Below are 15,913 nucleotides of genomic sequence, written 5' to 3'. Positions count from 1 at the left end.
GCCGCGCACTACAACTACTGCGCCCCGCATGACCGAAAAACCAGATTTCCAAGAACGCCTAGCCCGCGCAAAATTTCGCAGCTGGCACCGCGGCACGCGTGAGGCCGACTATATGATCGGCGGATTCTTTGATCGCTACCACGAAAGCTGGGGCGAGGCGGAGATGGCGTGGTTTGAAGACCTGCTGGCGGAAGACGATGTCGATGTGATGGCCTGGGCGCTCAAATCTCAGCCGACACCGCCGCGTTTTCAGGGGCCGCTGATCGAACTGATGCAGCGCCTCGACTATGTCGATATGAGCCGCTGACTGGCGCGCTGGAACCATCCTCTCACCCAAGACTTGACCCGACACCATGCCTGATCTCTCGCGCATATTAGCGGCGGATGCACCGCTCACACTGTCCTCGCTGGTGCGGGGCAGTCTGCCCTTGGTGCTGGCCGATCTGGCTCGCGCGGCGCGGCAGCGGGCGGTGTTCATCGCGCCCGATGATGCGGCGATGCGCTCGGCCAGCGATGCAGCGAAATTCTTCGCGCCCGAAGTGGAGGTGATCGAATTTCCGGCGTGGGATTGCCTGCCCTATGACCGCGCCAGCCCGGCTCTATCGGTCAGTGCGAAGCGGCTGGCGACGCTCCATGCGCTGCAAAATCCGGACTCTGGTTCGCAATTGCTGATCACCACGGTCAACGCCGTGCTGCAACGCGTGTTGACCCCGTTTCGCATTCGCGAAAGCGTGCGCGAGTTTAAGCAAGGCACGACGATTGGCCATGAGAGCCTGGCTGCGTTGCTAACGCGTCAGGGCTATTCACGCACGGACACTGTGATCGACCACGGCGAATTTGCCGTGCGCGGTTCGATTGTCGACATCTTCCCCTCCTCGCTGGAGCAAGGCCTGCGGCTCGATTTCTTTGGCGATGAGCTGGAGAGCCTGCGCCTGTTCGATCCCAGCACTCAGCGATCCACCGGCACGCTTAAATCGCATCTGCTGCTGCCCGCCTCAGAGGCGCTGATCGATGAGGACAGCATTGCGCGGTTCCGCAGCCGCTATCGCGAGATGTTCGGCGCGGCCGCGACGCAAGACCCGCTGTACGAAGCGGTCAGCGATGGCCGCCGCCTAGCCGGGATGGAGCATTGGCTGCCACTGTTTGAAGAGCGCCTGACGACCTTGTTTGACCACCTCGCGGAAGACGACGTGGTGGTAATCGACAATGGCGCAATCGGGGCCGCAAGCGAACGCTTGGGCGACATTGCGGATTACTGCAAACAGCGCACCCGCACCACTGGCGAAGCGGCGGGCAGTTATCGCCCGCTGGAAGCCGAAGCGCTCTACCTATCCAGCGAAGAATTCGACGCCGCCATCGCCAGCGCTCCTGCGCACCGCAGCCAGATTTTCGCCGCACCGGACAGCGACACGAACATCGACTTCGGTTTCAACTCCGCGCGCGATTTCGCGCCAGAGCGCGCACGCGGCGACAATGTCTATGAAGAAGGCGCGAAGCACTTTGCCGCGCTCGCCAAATCCGGCAAGCGCGCTTTGTTCGCGGCCTATTCCACCGGCAGCCGCTCTCGCATCACCTCAATCCTCTCCGAAGCGGGCGTCAAAACGCAGGTCGCCGACAGCTGGCAAGAAGCGCTAGGCGCATCAGTCAAAGGCGGCGTTGTGGCGATGGTCCTGCCGCTCGACACCGGGTTTTCCAACGAACAAATGGAGGTCCTCACCGAGCAAGACGTGCTGGGTGATCGGCTGGTCCGGCGCAAGAAGAAGCGTAAGGATTCCGATGCCTTCCTCGCCGAACTGCAAGCGCTAGGTCGCGGCGATCTGGTCGTCCACGTTGAGCATGGGATAGGCAAATATCTCGGCCTCGACCCTGTCCCCGTTGGCAAGAGCCAGCACGATTGCGTCAGCCTGGAATATCGGGGCGGTGACAAGCTGTTCATCCCGGTTGAGAACATCGATGTGCTGTCGCGCTATGGCTCATCCGAAGATGCCGTTATGCTCGATAAGCTGGGCGGGGAAGCATGGCAGCGGCGCCGCTCAAATCTGAAAGAGCGCATTCGTGAGATCGCCGGTGAGCTGATGAAAGTCGCCGCCGAGCGTGCGCTCAAAAAGGCGCCTTCGCTGGCCGCTGACGAGGCCAGCTACAACCAATTCGTTGACCGCTTCCCATGGGAAGAAACCGACGATCAGGACGCGGCGATCGCCGATGTCCTGCGCGACCTGGAAAGCGGCCGCCCGATGGACCGTTTGGTCTGCGGCGATGTCGGTTTCGGCAAGACCGAGGTTGCCCTGCGCGCGGCATTTGTTGCGGCCATGAACGGACAGCAAGTCGCTGTGGTCGCACCCACCACCCTGCTCGCTCGCCAGCATTTTCAGAACTTTTCAGAGCGCTTTGCCGGCTTCCCGCTCAATGTTGGTAAGCTCTCGCGCCTCGTTTCGTCAAAAGAGATGTCAGACACCCGCGACGGCCTAGCCAGCGGCGATATCGACATTGTCATTGGCACCCACGCGATCCTGTCCAAATCGACCAATTTCAAGAACTTGGGCCTGGTCATCGTCGATGAAGAACAGCGCTTTGGGGTCACCCACAAGGAGAAGCTGAAGCAGCTCCGCTCCGACGTGCACATGCTGACGCTCACCGCCACGCCGATCCCGCGCACGCTGCAAATGGCGATGGCGGGCCTGCGCGAACTCTCCACCATTCAGACCCCTCCTGTCGACCGCTTGGCGGTGCGCACCTATGTGATGGAGTGGGACGATATGGTGATGCGCGAGGCACTGCTGCGCGAGCATCATCGCGGCGGGCAAAGCTTCATCGTCGTCCCCCGCATTTCGGACATGGCCGATGTCGAGGAATGGCTGGCCGAGCACGTGCCAGAGGTGAAATCCGTCTCCGCCCACGGCCAGATGAGCGCGGGCGAAATCGAAGAACGCATGAGCGCCTTTTACGAGGGTAAATATGAGGTTCTGCTGTCGACCACGATCGTCGAATCCGGCCTCGACCTGCCCAGCGCGAACACCATCATCATCCACCGCGCGGACCGCTTTGGTCTTGCGCAGCTGTACCAATTGCGCGGCCGCGTAGGCCGTTCGAAACTGCGCGCCTATGCCTATCTGACGTATCGCAAGGATGTGCAGCTCTCTGAAATTGCAGAGAAACGCCTTAAGGTCTTGAGCGATCTCGACTCGCTTGGCGCGGGCTTCCAACTGGCCAGTCACGATCTCGATATTCGCGGCGCTGGCAATTTGCTGGGCGATGAGCAGTCCGGCCATATCCGCGAGGTCGGCTTTGAGCTTTACCAAAGCATGCTGGAGGACGCGATCCTTGCGGCAAAGGCTGGCGAAGCGGGTCTGACGAGCGAACGCACCGCGCTCTCACCGCAAATTACAGTCGATGCGCCGATCATGATTCCAGAGGATTACGTCCCCGATCTGGCCGTACGCATGGCGCTCTATCGCCGCCTCAACCAAGCGGCCGACAAGGCTGAGATCGAAAGCATGGCGGCGGAGATGATCGACCGCTTTGGCGACCTACCCGATCCGACAAAAAACCTGGTCCGCCTGATCGAGATCAAACACCAAGCAATCGAGGCCAATATCGCCAAGATCGATGTCGGCGCGCGCGGCACTCTGGTGACCTTTCACGAGGACAATTTCCCCGATCCAGCGGGGTTGCTCGCCTATGTCGACCGCTTGGCTGGCACCGCCAAATTGCGGCCCGATATGAAACTGGTGATCAACCGCGCTTGGGCCGACCCGCGCAGCCGCCTCAACGGTCTGTTCCAACTGACTAAGGGTCTGTCTGGTGTGGTGAAGAAGGCGAAGACGGCTGCGGCTTGATAGTCCGCTTGAGGCGTCTCCCAATAGAAACGAAACGTGACAAGCCGCTCCTGACGCTTGAGCAGAGCGCCTCATACCTTGGGTGAGCGTCAACTAAAGGTTGACATTCATCCGTCAATATCAGATTGACGGATCGTCAAGTAAATATTGACGGAGAGATATATGAAATTGGCAGAACAAAAGTTCTTAAGAGCTCAGACCGCTTCGATCATGGAAAAGTGGGCAGGAATCCGCCAACCGCCATTCGTGGGCGAAACCCCGGGTGAGCTTAAGGACGCGATAACAGCAGCCCACATATTGGCTGACGAAGCAAAACTGGAATTGCATCGCTGGGTGGATGCTGCGCGGCGCACTGGGCTGAGTTGGACCGATATCGGAGATACGCTCGGGATTTCCAAACAGGCGGCGCAACAACGGTTCAAACCCGAAGGGCCCGTGGATGAGGCACCTGAGAACGACGGCGAGACGATCCGGCGATTTGGAGCAACCGCGTTCAACGAAGTCGAAATCCTACGTGAAGAAGGCATGATGGGACGGGAGCTTGTTAAAACAGGGATTTTGAGCCTTGTCTTTCGCCCCTCGCCGCACAATTGGGAATATCAACGCCGAATTGGGACCCCCATGATTGGGGAGATGCAGAAGGCCGGTTGGACCTATGTATCAAGCTGGCTTCCATTTCATTACTTCAAACGGCCGCTGCTTGAAGAATGAAGTGCTCTTCACCCGGCTCCATGGGCGGTGCGTGAGAGGGCAAGCATCTTGTCACTGCGCATTGGCTGCGCGCGTAGGAAACCCTGCCAGTAATTGCAGCCTTCGCTGATCACGGTCGCGCGCTGGATCTCGCTTTCGATCCCCTCGGCCACCACAGCGAGACCAAGCGCCCGGCCCAGCCCCACAATCGCGCGGAACACCGCGAGATCCTTGGCATCGCCGGGGATGCCTTCGACCATCACCTTGTCGAGCTTCAGCGCGTCCAGCGGCAGCTCTTTCAAATAGCGAAAGTTGCAAAAGCCCGCGCCGAAATCATCGAGCGCCGTCTTAAAGCCGAGCGCCCGCAAAGCGCTGAGCGCCTCAGCCGCTTGCTGCAAATTGCGCAGCAGCACGTCCTCTGTAATCTCCAGCACGAGCCGAGCTAGCGCGATCGCGCTGCGCCCGATCAGCTCCGCAAAGTCAGCGGCAAAGCGCGGATCGCCCAATTCCTCCGGCGTGATATTCAGCGAAAGATGCAGGTTCGTGGGCCACTCGCTCGCATCCTCCAGCGCCCGCGCCACCACATGGCGAGAGAGCGGCGCGACCAACGCCGCACGCTCTGCAATCGCAAACAAATCCCGCGCGCCAATCTCGCCAAGGCTGGGATGCTGCCACCGCGCCAGCGCCTCCGCACCCACAATCGCCCCATCAGAGCAGGCGAATTGCGGCTGAAACAGCACCTCAATCTCGCGCCGATCGAGCGCGCGCAGCAAGTCCGCCTCCAGCATACCGGGCTTTACCCCGGGCAGGGCACCGCGCTCAGAAACAGAGGGCGCACCGCGCAAAGAAGGCCGCTTTGAGTCCATCGTTGTCGCCTACCCTAAACTGAGCGCCGCGCCCATGCCAATTGCAATCCGCCCAGATTTGGAACATCAGGGCAAGTGACTAGCGCGCCGCTGTGGATAGCCACAGGTACGGCTGCGAATTTAAGGACGGAAAGCTTGCCAAAAAGACACGAGTTTGAGCGCGTTGCATTGCTTGCCTCAGAGACCGAACGCGCTCAGGCCGCCTATAATGCGCTGAAGCACGAGCATGAGTGGGTGCCGCTGGAGAGCGCCGATGTGGCAATCGTCTTGGGCGGCGATGGCTTTATGCTGCAAACTTTGCACGCCATGCTGGACGCTGGCCGGGTGATCCCGGCTTACGGCATGAACCTGGGCACGGTCGGGTTTATGATGAACAAATACCGCGACGGCGGCAATGTGATGCGCCGGGTGGAGCGCGCCCGGCCGTTCAAGATCGCGCCGCTGCGCATGGATGCGGTGACGCAGGATGGCAGCGAGCACACCTTCCTCGCCATCAACGAGGTCTCGCTGCTGCGCGAGATGCGCCAAACCGCCAAGATTGAGGTGTCGGTGAATGGCCGGGTGCGGATTAAAGAGCTGGTGTGCGACGGCGTGCTGCTGTCCACGCCCGCTGGTTCGACCGCCTATAACCTCTCGGCCAATGGCCCGATACTGCCGCTGGGCAGCGAGCTGCTCGCCCTCACCCCGATCAGCCCATTTCGCCCGCGCCGCTGGAACGGAGCGATCCTGCCCGACCATCTGCCGGTGAAGTTCCGCATTCTGGAGCCGCAAAAGCGCCCCGTGTCCGCCGTGGCTGACCAGCGCGAACTGCGCGATATTGCCGATGTGACGCTAAGGATTGAGCGCGAGACGGAGCTGACCTTGCTGTTCGATCCGGGTCACTCGCTGGATGAGCGGATCGTGGCGGAGCAGTTTGCGCTTTAGTTTTGCGGTGACCTAGCCACCCGCGCCCTCCACCCTTCCACCCGGATGGTATCCCGGTAGGCTCCGGGTGGAAGGGTGGAGGGCGCGGGTGGCCTGGCATTGAATCCAGAAAACCGCCCCTGCGGCGGCTTCGCCACCGTGCTCCGCCACCAAGCCAAAGACTTTGGGCATATCCACCTCAAATGTGCCCGAGGTAAAATCACAAAAACACCATCAATCTCTCTTGCATTGCCGAGCACGCGCCCATATAGGGCCTCTTCGCCTATCGGGCTGCTCCCCGATAGCTCAGCGGTAGAGTAGGTGACTGTTAATCACTTGGTCGTTGGTTCGAATCCAACTCGGGGAGCCATTTTCTTACATTGTTGGAACGTAATGCTCGGCGTCAGTCATCGCCGAAGCAGGTCGCTTTTCGGGTATTTCCACGCGACAAGTGTAACTGGCACGATCAGTTTCAACAGCTTGTAGAAACCAATTAAGCGTGCTGAGAATCCGAACTCTCCCCGACGCTGCAGCTTGGCCAAGTGTATCTCTGCATACAAATGTCCGGTCTCGATCGCGTGATTGAAATACTTCACCGACAACTCTCGATCTTTCCGAAATTTTTTGCCGTACCAATATTGAAAAGCCAACACATACATCGCTGGAGCGTAGTCCAATTCGGCGAGTTTCAGATACTCTTCCTCTGCTTCAACAAATCTTGAAGTTAACTCAAGCAATTTCGCCAAGCAAAATCGACCTTCAATCGATCCAAGTTCAGCAGCTCTCCTTAACCAATGCTCTGCGCTCTGGGTGTCTTGCGGAAATCCGTACGAACCAAAAAGCAATAAATCCCCCAAACAGATCATTGCTAATCGCGAGCCATTTTTTGCCATCTCCTCAAGAGCGATGAGAGCCTCCGAAGGCTTGTGTTCTGCCAGTTGCATCGTGTCCCATATCTGCGAGCTCTGCTCGTCGATATCCCACTCAAACCTAAGTGCCTCTCCTATGGTGTCGATCTCGTCCATTTGATTCAAACTAGCTAGTCTCACGGACTTTTACGAGCAATTTAGACGATGCATTCATGTTGGTTTTGGCAACTCAAAGCCCCACCAACAACCTCACCCCCACTACCATAACAAGCGCAGCCGTAAGCCAGCGGATCACGCGCTGCGGTAGGAACTTCACCGCCATCAGGCTGCCGATTTGTCCGCCAATGGCTACAGCGAGCAGCAGCGGTAGCGCTGCGCCGACAGCGCCTCCGAATGCGGCGGGACCTTGTTTCAGTAGCTGGCCTACGAGGCCGAACAGTGAATTGACCAGAATGAAGAAACTGGCGGTTGCGGCGATGGCGCGTGGGTCTTTCCAGCGGGTGAGGTGTAATAGCGGGGCGAGAAATATTCCTCCGCCAATGCCGACCAGCCCCGCCAGATAACCGAGCGGCGCGGCGACGAACGGCATCGTTTTTGCGAAGCGCGTGGGGGACTCCAGCTCCCCCGCCCCCGCCGCTTGCTCCCTCAGCGGGATGAGCATGGTGATCCCGGTCAGCACCAGGCTGATGCCAAGCAGCAGCATAAAGGTCTCGCGGTCAATCGGGGTGAGCCCGCCCACCAAGGCCGCCGGTGCGGCCAGAGCAGTCATCACAATCGCGCCGCGCCACGGGGTGATTTTCGCCCGCGCGAAACGTACACTGCCGCCCGCAACCACGATGATATTGCACGCAAGCGCCACCAACGGCAGCAGCCGGTAATCCAGCCCTGAGATCGCCAGCAATGCGGCATAGGTTGACCCGCCGCCAAACCCAACTGCCGCATATAGCAAAGCGGTGACAAAGAACGCCGCCGCGAGCAGCACCGGAACCGCGCCCAGCATCATACTCGCGCGCTCCGATGCGCCCCGTCAAAACTTGGGCGAGCAGCCGCTGACGTCATGACGTCACGCGCGCTGCCCCCAGCCATGCTGTTATGCCGCGCTCTTGCCGCCCGCTGCGCCGTGGCAATGCTTGTACTTGTTGCCAGACCCGCATGGGCACGGCGCATTGCGGCTGACGTTGAGGTTCGCATAGGGATTGTCTGCATTGGACCCGCCCGGCCCAAATGCCGCGCGCGGTGAACCAGCGAGCGAGCCGAACATTTCCGGCCGCTCTGCCGAGCCGTCGCCATCGTTGGAATTGTCGAGCCCGGTGAGCGGATCGATATGGCCGGTGAGGAAATCGGGCAGATCAGGCAGTGCCTCTGCCTCTGGCGGCGCCATGCGCAATTCCGCCTGGAACAGGATCTTGGTCACTTCCTCGCGCAGCGTATCGAGCATGGTTTCAAACAGGCCAAACGCCTCTTGCTTATACTCATTGATCGGTTGTTTCTGCGCGATCCCGCGCATCCAGATCACCTGACGCAGCGCATCGAGCGTGGCGAGGTGTTCTTTCCAGTGGAAGTCGAGCTGACGCAGCAGCACGTCCTTTTCAACCACGCGCCACAGGTCCGGATCGCTTTCCGCCATCTTGGCCGTGATCATCTCATCGGTCTGCTCACGCACGCGCTCTTCGATGAGCTCGGGCTCGACCTGCTCTTCCTCCATCCAATCATCCAATGGAGGCGTGATGCCGAACACGTCTTGCAGCTTGGTCCTGAGCGTTTCGATATCCCACTGCTCTGGATAAGAGCCGGGAGGGCACGCGTCGCTGACCAGCGAATTCACCGTATCATGGCGCATATCGACGACGACATCGTCGACCGTCTCAGAATCCATAATTTCAGAGCGCTGCTCGTAAATGACCTTACGCTGGTCGTTCATCACGTCATCATATTGGACAACCTGTTTGCGCACATCGTAATTGCGCGCCTCGACCTTTTTCTGAGCCGTTTCAATGGCCTTGGACAGCCATTTTGACCCAATCGCCTCGCCATCTTCGAGGTTTGAATTCATCATTTTGGAAAACAGAGTGTCTGGGCCAAAGATGCGCAGCAGATCGTCTTCCAGGCAGAGGTAAAAGCGCGAGAGGCCGGGGTCACCCTGACGGCCAGAGCGGCCGCGCAGCTGGTTATCGATCCGGCGGCTCTCATGCCGCTCTGTGCCGAGTACGAACAGACCACCCGCCTCGAGGACCTTGGCCCGTTCCTCGGCCACTTCCGCTTTGATCCGGTCCGCTTCGAGCGCGTATTTGGGATCGTCTTTCGCGATGTCTTTCAGCTCATCCTCGAGCCGGTATTCCAGGTTACCGCCGAGCTGAATATCGGTGCCGCGGCCCGCCATATTGGTGGCGATGGTCACCGCGCCAAGCTAGCCCGCCTGCGCCACAATATGCGCCTCGCGCTCGTGCTGGCGCGCGTTCAGAACTTCGTGCTTCACGCCTTCCTCATCGAGGAATTTGCTCAGCAATTCAGACTTCTCGATGGAGACCGTGCCGACCAGCACCGGCTGACCGATCTCGGCTTTCTCAGCGATGGCTTTCGCAATCGCCTGAAACTTGTCCATCGTATTCTTGTAGAATTCGTCTTCTTCATCGATCCGCTGGACCGGAACATTGGTCGGGATCTCGACCGTGTTCATTTTGTAGATGTCCCAGAATTCCGCCGCTTCTGTCGCCGCCGTACCGGTCATGCCGGACAGCTTGGGGTACATGCGGAAATAGTTCTGGAAGGTGATCGAAGCCATCGTCTGGTTCTCTGGCTCGATCTTGACGCCTTCCTTGGCCTCGGCCGCTTGGTGCAGACCGTTTGACCAGCGCCGCCCGTCCATCATCCGGCCGGTAAACTCATCGATGATGACGACCTTGTCGTCTTTGACGATGTAATCGGTATCGCGCTTGAACATGTGCACGGCTTTCAGCGCCTGATCCAAGTGGTGGACCACTTGCGTGTTCTCAACGTCGTACAGGTTCTCTGTTTCGAGCAAGCCCTTTTCGATCAGCATTTGCTCCACCTTGTCGAGGCCGTCCTCGGTCAGCTGGATCTGCTTGGTCTTCTCGTCCTTCTCGTACCAATCTTCTGGGATTTCCTTCACCACCGCATCGAGCGAGACGTAGAGGTCAGACTTATCCTCGGTCGGGCCCGAGATGATCAGCGGGGTCCGCGCCTCGTCGATCAGGATGGAATCGACCTCATCGACAATGCCGAAATTAAACGGACGCTGCACCATTTGCCCGCGCTCATGCTTCATATTGTCGCGCAGATAGTCAAAGCCGAACTCGTTGTTCGTGCCATAGGTTACGTCGGCATTGTAGGCATCGCGGCGGGCATATTCATCGATATTGGGCACCACCACGCCGACGCTCAGGCCCAGCCAATTGTACAGCTGCCCCATCCATTCCGCATCACGCGCCGCGAGGTAATCATTGACGGTCACAACGTGCACGCCCTTGCCCTCAATCGCGTTGAGATAAGTCGCCAGCGTCGCCATCAGGGTCTTACCCTCACCCGTGCGCATTTCCGCGATTTCGCCGCGGTGCAGCACGATGCCGCCGATCATCTGCACGTCAAAGTGGCGCATACCGAATACGCGCACCGATGCCTCACGCACGGTTGCAAACGCCTCTGGCAGGATCTCATCCAGCGTCTTGCCGCCGTCCAATTGCTCGCGGAATTTGTCCGTCTGCGCCTTCAATTCTTCGTCAGAAAGCGCCTGAATTTGCTCTTCCAAAGCGTTGATCTGATCAACGACCTTGCGAACGGATTTGACGTAACGATCGTTGGAAGAGCCAAACAGAGACTTGGCGATTGCGTTAAACATGGGATGTGGACCTGTCGAAATAATGCGGTGTGGGCGCAGCGAGATCGCTGAGCGCTAAGACCTGAAAAATGTGGGCGGTCTGCTTTGCGCAGGTGTTCGCGCCGCCAGCAGAATGCGTTACTTAAAAGGCGAAACTTCGCCTATTCGTAGGCGCGATCAACACCCATTAGGACGGGCAGACGCAGCACCTTGGGCACGCGAACAGGCTTGCCTTTCTTGGCATCCTTGCACTTCGCGGTTTGCTTTTCTGGCTTGCCGGTGGGCGTGGTCGCCTCGCACGGCTCATTCGCGTCGGCACCGGCAGCGACGCCGATGTCCTGGTTCAGCGCCTCTGCCAATGTCGCATGCGCAGGCGAGCCGATGGCGGCAAACCCGGTAAGCAGAGCGAGAAAGGCGATAATCTGACGGCGCATAGCGATGTCGATATATGCTCTGCGAGGCGGTTCGTCTAGCCCGCGCGTCTGCTGAGCGTAATCAGTCACCAGCGTCAGAGGCTGACATTAGTTAGCCTCGCTCGATGCTGGCAGCGGCGCCTCGCTTTTCACAGAGACCCCAAACTCCACAATGCGCGCCTGCGGCACTCCATTGGCGTCGCGCCATGGCCCCTGCCGGGACAAGCCCTTGCATGGCTCATCGCCTGGAAAGTTTCTCGGCAGTGCACCACTCTCATTGACGATCTCGCATTGCGACACTGTGCCATCGGCCTCAATTCTTGCGCGGATGTTCACAGAGAATGCGTCCAGCTCGTGCTTGCGAAAACGCCAGTAATGACGGTCAGAAAATGTCCCAGCCACGGCATTGCCCTCGGCATCAAGCGCAGGCTCAAACTCCGCCACCTTCATGGCGGTGGCGCAGGTAAAGTCATCGAGACCGGGAAAGCCAGTAGACTCGGTGACAGAGCAACTGACCGGCTTGCCATCCGCATCGACCGCCATTTCATAGAGGACACTGCCTTGCGCCTCTTGCAAGTACAAATCCGCAGGCAGGACCGCGCCTCTGAACCAATTGTACCCGCCGCCAGTCGGCTGTGGATCTCTTGGCCCTGAGGGAGTTGCAGGCTGAACCGATATCGGTGGCGGAGGAGCGAGTTGAATCTCAGGTATGCCTTCCGCCGCATCCATCGCTTTTTCACTGGCCTTGGCCATTGCAGCATTGGCAGCGTCAGCCGCGGTTTCAGAAGCCGCTTCAACCGCATCGGTTACCGCTTCATCCTGCGCGGCGAGCGGAGCGGCGCAGAGCGCGCCAAGCAGAGCCATTGTCATGGGATATGAACGGTTTAGCGCGCGCATTATTCAGGATCCTCCAACACCACATCGATCGTAGCAGTCACCCGCTTGGCAACAGGCACACCATTCTCATCACGGTAAGGCACCCCTGGACGCCCACGTGACCCGGAGCAGAGCCTGCCGCGCTCCCGATCGCGCTCAATGTCTGCTCGCATTTTTTCAGGAATATCGCCTTCGATGCTTAAGAGGTCGCAATCGGTTGTTACCCCTTCCGCAGTATGCAGATATTGAAACACAATCCGCATTTGCGGCATTTCTGGCTCCTTCTTGCGCCAGAAATGGGACCCTTGATATACATCCTCAATTTGAACGCCATCCGCACTCGTCGCAGGCTTAAACTCGGCTCGCTCCATGACCAACTGGCAGGTCGCCTCGTCAAGCACCGCGGAGCCAGAACTGCTGCTGATCTTGCAGTCTGTCGGCTTGCCAAGGTCACTGACGGTTACATCATATTCGGTGCGCCCTTCCTCATTGGCCACCCATGCAGTTGCGGGATAATCCGCTTGAGTGATCCAATTGCGCGCTCTGCTCTCTGGAAAGGCCTTGGTTCCCTTATCTTCCTGAGCGCCATTGCCGCTTGCAATTCCAATGCGAGGAGGCCGAGGTATCGGAGGAGCGGAGATCGCGGGAGATTGCTCCATTGCATCCACTGCCCGGTCACCTGCCGCTTCAACGGGCTCGCTTCCTTCTCGAATTCCACCATCGGCAGACTGCGCGGAGGCGGAAATGGCGGCGATGTTGGCAAATGCAAAAACACCGCCGACGAACATAAAGTTGATCTTTTTCATAAGCGTAGGCCTATCAGAGCTTGGCTGAATGCCAAACAACAAACACCGCAATTGCGATGGTCGAGTTTGCGCAGTACGGGATGAGCCCATGGAACTTCAGACTTCGCCCTTGGCCCTGCCCTTTCCCGACATGCCGCCGATCGCTGGCGTTACTGTGCGCACGGCCCGCGCGCGCTATAAAGACTGGGATCGGGCTGACCTGACCTATGTTGAGCTTGCCGAAGGAACCGCCGTAGCCGGGGTGTTCACCCAAAGCGCCTGCGCCTCGTCCGAGGTTGAGCTGGGCCGCGCAAATCTCGCCAATGGCTGCGCCCGCGCCTTGGTTGTCAATGCGGGCAATGCCAATGCCTTCACCGGCTATCGCGGGCGCGAGGCGGTCGAGGCGATCATGACGCAAACCGCCGAACATTTGGGGTGCCAACCCGGCGATGTGTTCGTTTCCTCCACCGGCGTGATCGGCGTACCTTTGCCCAAAGACAAAGCGCGCGAAGGCCTATCCGCGGCTTTCACGGCGGAGGAAGCGGGCTGGGAAGACGCCGCCAATGCGATTGGTACGACGGATACCTTTGCCAAGGGCGCGCACGCGTCCGCCATTATTGGCGACACCCGCGTGGAGCTGGTCGGGATCATCAAAGGCTCCGGTATGATCGCGCCCGATATGGCGACCATGCTTGGCTATATCTTCACCGATGCGGACATCGCCCCGGCGTTCCTGCAAGAGCTGCTGAGCGCGGCGAATGCGCAAACCTATTCCTGCATCACCGTGGATGGCGATACCTCGACGAGCGACACGGTGCTGGCCTTTGCGACCGGCAAAGCGGGCAATGCCCGGATCGAGAGCTTTGACAGCCCCGGCACAGATGCCTTTGCCGCCGCCCTCACCGATCTGTGCCGACAGCTCGCGCAATTGGTGGTGCGCGACGGCGAAGGGGCGAGCAAGTTCATCACGGTGCGCGTGAGCGGCGCAGCCGATAACGACAGTGCGCGCCGCGTCGGCCTGGCCATTGCAAATTCACCGCTGGTCAAGACCGCTATCGCCGGGGAAGACGCCAATTGGGGCCGCGTTGTTATGGCCGTCGGCAAGGCTGGCGAACCGGCGGACCGCGACACGCTCTCCATCGCATTCGGCGGCGTGTGGGCGGCAAAGAATGGCCTGCCGGTTGAGGATTATGACGAGGCACCCGTGGCCGAGCATCTCAAAGGCGACGCGATTGATCTCGCGGTTGATCTGGGCATTGGCGATGGCCGCGCGAGCGTTTGGACCTGCGATCTCACCCACGGTTACATCTCGATCAATGCGGATTACCGATCATGAGTGATGAGGGCATTAGCGCGCTTGACGGAGAAATTCGCGATCTGATGCGCTTTGCCGCGCGCGGATCCATGCTGCCCCGGTTTCAGAACCTTGCCGAGGGCGAGATTGAGATGAAAGGCGAGGATGATCCCGTTACCGTGGTCGACCGCGAGGTGGAAAGCTTCCTCACTGAAGCTCTCAACAAACTTGCGCCCGGCGTGCCTGTGGTCGGCGAAGAGGCAGCGCACGCGGATGAAAGCGTGCTCGAGCATTTGTCGCAGCAATGCTGGATCATCGATCCGCTCGATGGGACGGCCAATTTCGCCGAGGGCAAAGAACCCTTCGGCATTATTATCGCTCTGGCGGATGCGGGCCATGCAGTGGCGGGCTGGCTGTATGATCCCATTAGCAACCGGTTGTGCCATACCCGCGCAGGCGAAGGCGCCTTTGTGAACGGGATCAAGATCGCCGCGAAAACAACCGGGCAAAAGCCCCCCGTCGCGGCGATTTCAAAGCTGTTCCTCGACGAGAATCAGATTGCTGAAGTCGATTTAAAAATCGCCCCGCACTACACTCTGACAGACATTCCTCGCTGCGCGGCGGAGCAATATCCGCGCCTGGCTCTAGGCGAAAATGATGTCTCCAGTTTTGAGCGCACGCTCGCTTGGGATCACGCCGCCGGTGTGCTCTGGCTCAACGAAGCGGGCGGCAAAGCGGCGCGGCTCGATGGCAGCGCATACCGCGTCGATCAGCATGGCATGCCCGGATTGCTCGGCGCATCCAGCCCCGCTATTTGGGACGCTTACGCAAAGCGGCTCACAGTCTGAAGCTTTACACAGCGTAGCCCGGTGCTATTGGCGGGGTCCCTCGCTTTGAGGGAAAAGCAAACAGGAGGCTATCATGGCTCGCAAAACCAACGACCTGAACGACCTGCCCTGCTTTCGAGCGCACGTCTAAGCGCCGCAAGGGCTTCCCTTCAGAAACACATGTGAAACGTGGACGCAGGTTTGTCCACGGTGACAAGGAGTTGGTCGAGAAACTCGGCCGCAACGATCCTTGTCCATGCAAATCAGGGCTAAGATTTCAAGAAATGCTGCCTAACCTCAGGCCGCTTTCGATGGGGCCGAACGCCATGACTATTGGCGGTAAGCGGAGGGGCGCTCGATGGGCGCCCCTCACTCAATCAAATCAGAGTGCGCCTTCGATCAGCGCTTTTAGCTGGCTCTTGGGACCAGCGCCCTTTTGCTCAGCGACGAGCTTTCCGCCCTTGTACATCGCCAGATAAGGGATGCCTTGCACGCCAAGTTCAGCGGCGACGTCGGTGTTGTCGACGATATCGACTTTGGCGATTTTAACCTGACCGGCGAACTCTTCGCTCAGCTCTTCCAGGGCAGGTGCGATCATTTTACATGGCCCGCACCATTCGGCCCAGAAATCCACCAAAACGGGGGTTTCGCTGTCGAGCACGTCGGCTTTAAAACTGTCGTCGGTCACATTGATGGTGGCCATGGAAATTCTCCTGTTA

General features: G+C 59.2%; 14 protein-coding genes, 1 tRNA gene and 1 pseudogene. 8 read left to right on the top strand and 8 right to left on the bottom strand.

Going from position 1 to position 15,913, the window contains the following annotated elements; genetic code table 11:
- The first annotated feature begins 28 nt into the window (after positions 1 to 28).
- From AC0V6U_RS04025 to AC0V6U_RS04015, 3 genes are all read left to right on the top strand, one after another.
- Positions 29 to 307 (top strand): FAD assembly factor SdhE, encoded by a 279-nt coding sequence (locus tag AC0V6U_RS04025; protein WP_472644921.1) that lies wholly within the window; start codon positions 29 to 31, stop codon positions 305 to 307.
- A 46-nt stretch (positions 308 to 353) separates the two neighbouring features.
- Positions 354 to 3,836: a transcription-repair coupling factor gene (gene mfd / locus AC0V6U_RS04020; RefSeq protein WP_472644920.1), complete on the top strand. Its 3,483-nt coding sequence runs from the start codon at positions 354 to 356 to the stop codon at positions 3,834 to 3,836.
- A 162-nt stretch (positions 3,837 to 3,998) separates the two neighbouring features.
- A complete protein-coding gene (locus AC0V6U_RS04015) occupies positions 3,999 to 4,547 on the top strand; it encodes a hypothetical protein (protein ID WP_472644919.1) in 549 nt (182 codons plus the stop codon).
- Positions 4,548 to 4,555: 8 nt separating this feature from the next.
- Here the strand turns inward: AC0V6U_RS04015 and AC0V6U_RS04010 are convergent, their stop codons facing one another.
- Positions 4,556 to 5,392, bottom strand: coding sequence for an EAL domain-containing protein (locus AC0V6U_RS04010; protein WP_472644918.1), 837 nt, complete (start codon positions 5,390 to 5,392; stop codon positions 4,556 to 4,558).
- A gap of 135 nt (positions 5,393 to 5,527) precedes the next feature.
- Between AC0V6U_RS04010 and AC0V6U_RS04005 the strand changes: the two genes are divergently transcribed.
- Both AC0V6U_RS04005 and AC0V6U_RS04000 read left to right on the top strand, forming a co-directional pair.
- Positions 5,528 to 6,316: an NAD kinase gene (locus AC0V6U_RS04005; RefSeq protein ID WP_472644917.1), complete on the top strand. Its 789-nt coding sequence runs from the start codon at positions 5,528 to 5,530 to the stop codon at positions 6,314 to 6,316.
- A gap of 274 nt (positions 6,317 to 6,590) precedes the next feature.
- A tRNA-Asn gene (locus tag AC0V6U_RS04000) sits at positions 6,591 to 6,665 on the top strand.
- 37 nt (positions 6,666 to 6,702) lie between these two features.
- Here AC0V6U_RS04000 and AC0V6U_RS03995 read toward each other — a convergent pair.
- The 6 genes and pseudogenes from AC0V6U_RS03995 to AC0V6U_RS03970 form a co-directional block, all read right to left on the bottom strand.
- Positions 6,703 to 7,320, bottom strand: a complete 618-nt coding sequence (locus tag AC0V6U_RS03995) for a tetratricopeptide repeat protein (protein ID WP_472644916.1) — start codon at positions 7,318 to 7,320, stop codon at positions 6,703 to 6,705.
- A 73-nt stretch (positions 7,321 to 7,393) separates the two neighbouring features.
- A complete protein-coding gene (locus AC0V6U_RS03990; RefSeq protein WP_472645697.1) occupies positions 7,394 to 8,164 on the bottom strand; it encodes a sulfite exporter TauE/SafE family protein in 771 nt (256 codons plus the stop codon).
- A 90-nt stretch (positions 8,165 to 8,254) separates the two neighbouring features.
- Positions 8,255 to 11,020, bottom strand: a pseudogene (gene secA, locus AC0V6U_RS03985) (preprotein translocase subunit SecA).
- Positions 11,021 to 11,160: 140 nt separating this feature from the next.
- Positions 11,161 to 11,502, bottom strand: a complete 342-nt coding sequence (locus tag AC0V6U_RS03980; protein ID WP_472644915.1) for a hypothetical protein — start codon at positions 11,500 to 11,502, stop codon at positions 11,161 to 11,163.
- 18 nt (positions 11,503 to 11,520) lie between these two features.
- Entirely contained in the window at positions 11,521 to 12,282 is a 762-nt protein-coding gene (locus AC0V6U_RS03975) for a TonB family protein (protein WP_486169373.1), read from the bottom strand.
- Positions 12,283 to 12,308: 26 nt separating this feature from the next.
- The gene (locus AC0V6U_RS03970; RefSeq protein ID WP_472644913.1) at positions 12,309 to 13,094 is read right to left on the bottom strand and encodes a TonB family protein; all 786 of its coding nucleotides are present in this window, start codon (positions 13,092 to 13,094) and stop codon (positions 12,309 to 12,311) included.
- 88 nt (positions 13,095 to 13,182) lie between these two features.
- On the opposite strand from AC0V6U_RS03970, the gene argJ reads away from it, so the two are divergent.
- The 3 genes from argJ to AC0V6U_RS03955 all read left to right on the top strand — a co-directional run bounded on the left by argJ (position 13,183) and on the right by AC0V6U_RS03955 (position 15,673).
- Entirely contained in the window at positions 13,183 to 14,409 is a 1,227-nt protein-coding gene (gene argJ, locus AC0V6U_RS03965; RefSeq protein ID WP_472644912.1) for a bifunctional glutamate N-acetyltransferase/amino-acid acetyltransferase ArgJ, read from the top strand.
- Positions 14,406 to 15,215, top strand: coding sequence for an inositol monophosphatase family protein (locus AC0V6U_RS03960; protein ID WP_472644911.1), 810 nt, complete (start codon positions 14,406 to 14,408; stop codon positions 15,213 to 15,215). The genes argJ and AC0V6U_RS03960 overlap by 4 nt, the downstream gene beginning before the upstream one ends.
- A 161-nt stretch (positions 15,216 to 15,376) precedes the next feature.
- A complete protein-coding gene (locus AC0V6U_RS03955) occupies positions 15,377 to 15,673 on the top strand; it encodes an SEC-C metal-binding domain-containing protein (protein WP_472644910.1) in 297 nt (98 codons plus the stop codon).
- Here AC0V6U_RS03955 and trxA read toward each other — a convergent pair.
- Positions 15,577 to 15,897 carry a thioredoxin gene (gene trxA / locus AC0V6U_RS03950; protein ID WP_472644909.1) on the bottom strand — a complete coding sequence of 107 codons (321 nt, stop codon included), beginning with the start codon at positions 15,895 to 15,897 and terminating at the stop codon, positions 15,577 to 15,579. The two genes, AC0V6U_RS03955 and trxA, sit on opposite strands and share 97 nt — an antisense overlap.
- Positions 15,898 to 15,913: the final 16 nt, after the last annotated feature.

Source organism: Erythrobacter sp. W36 (genome assembly GCF_057364935.1).
The sequence above is the reverse complement of the archived record's forward strand: the minus strand, read 5'-3'. Positions and strand labels throughout refer to the sequence as shown.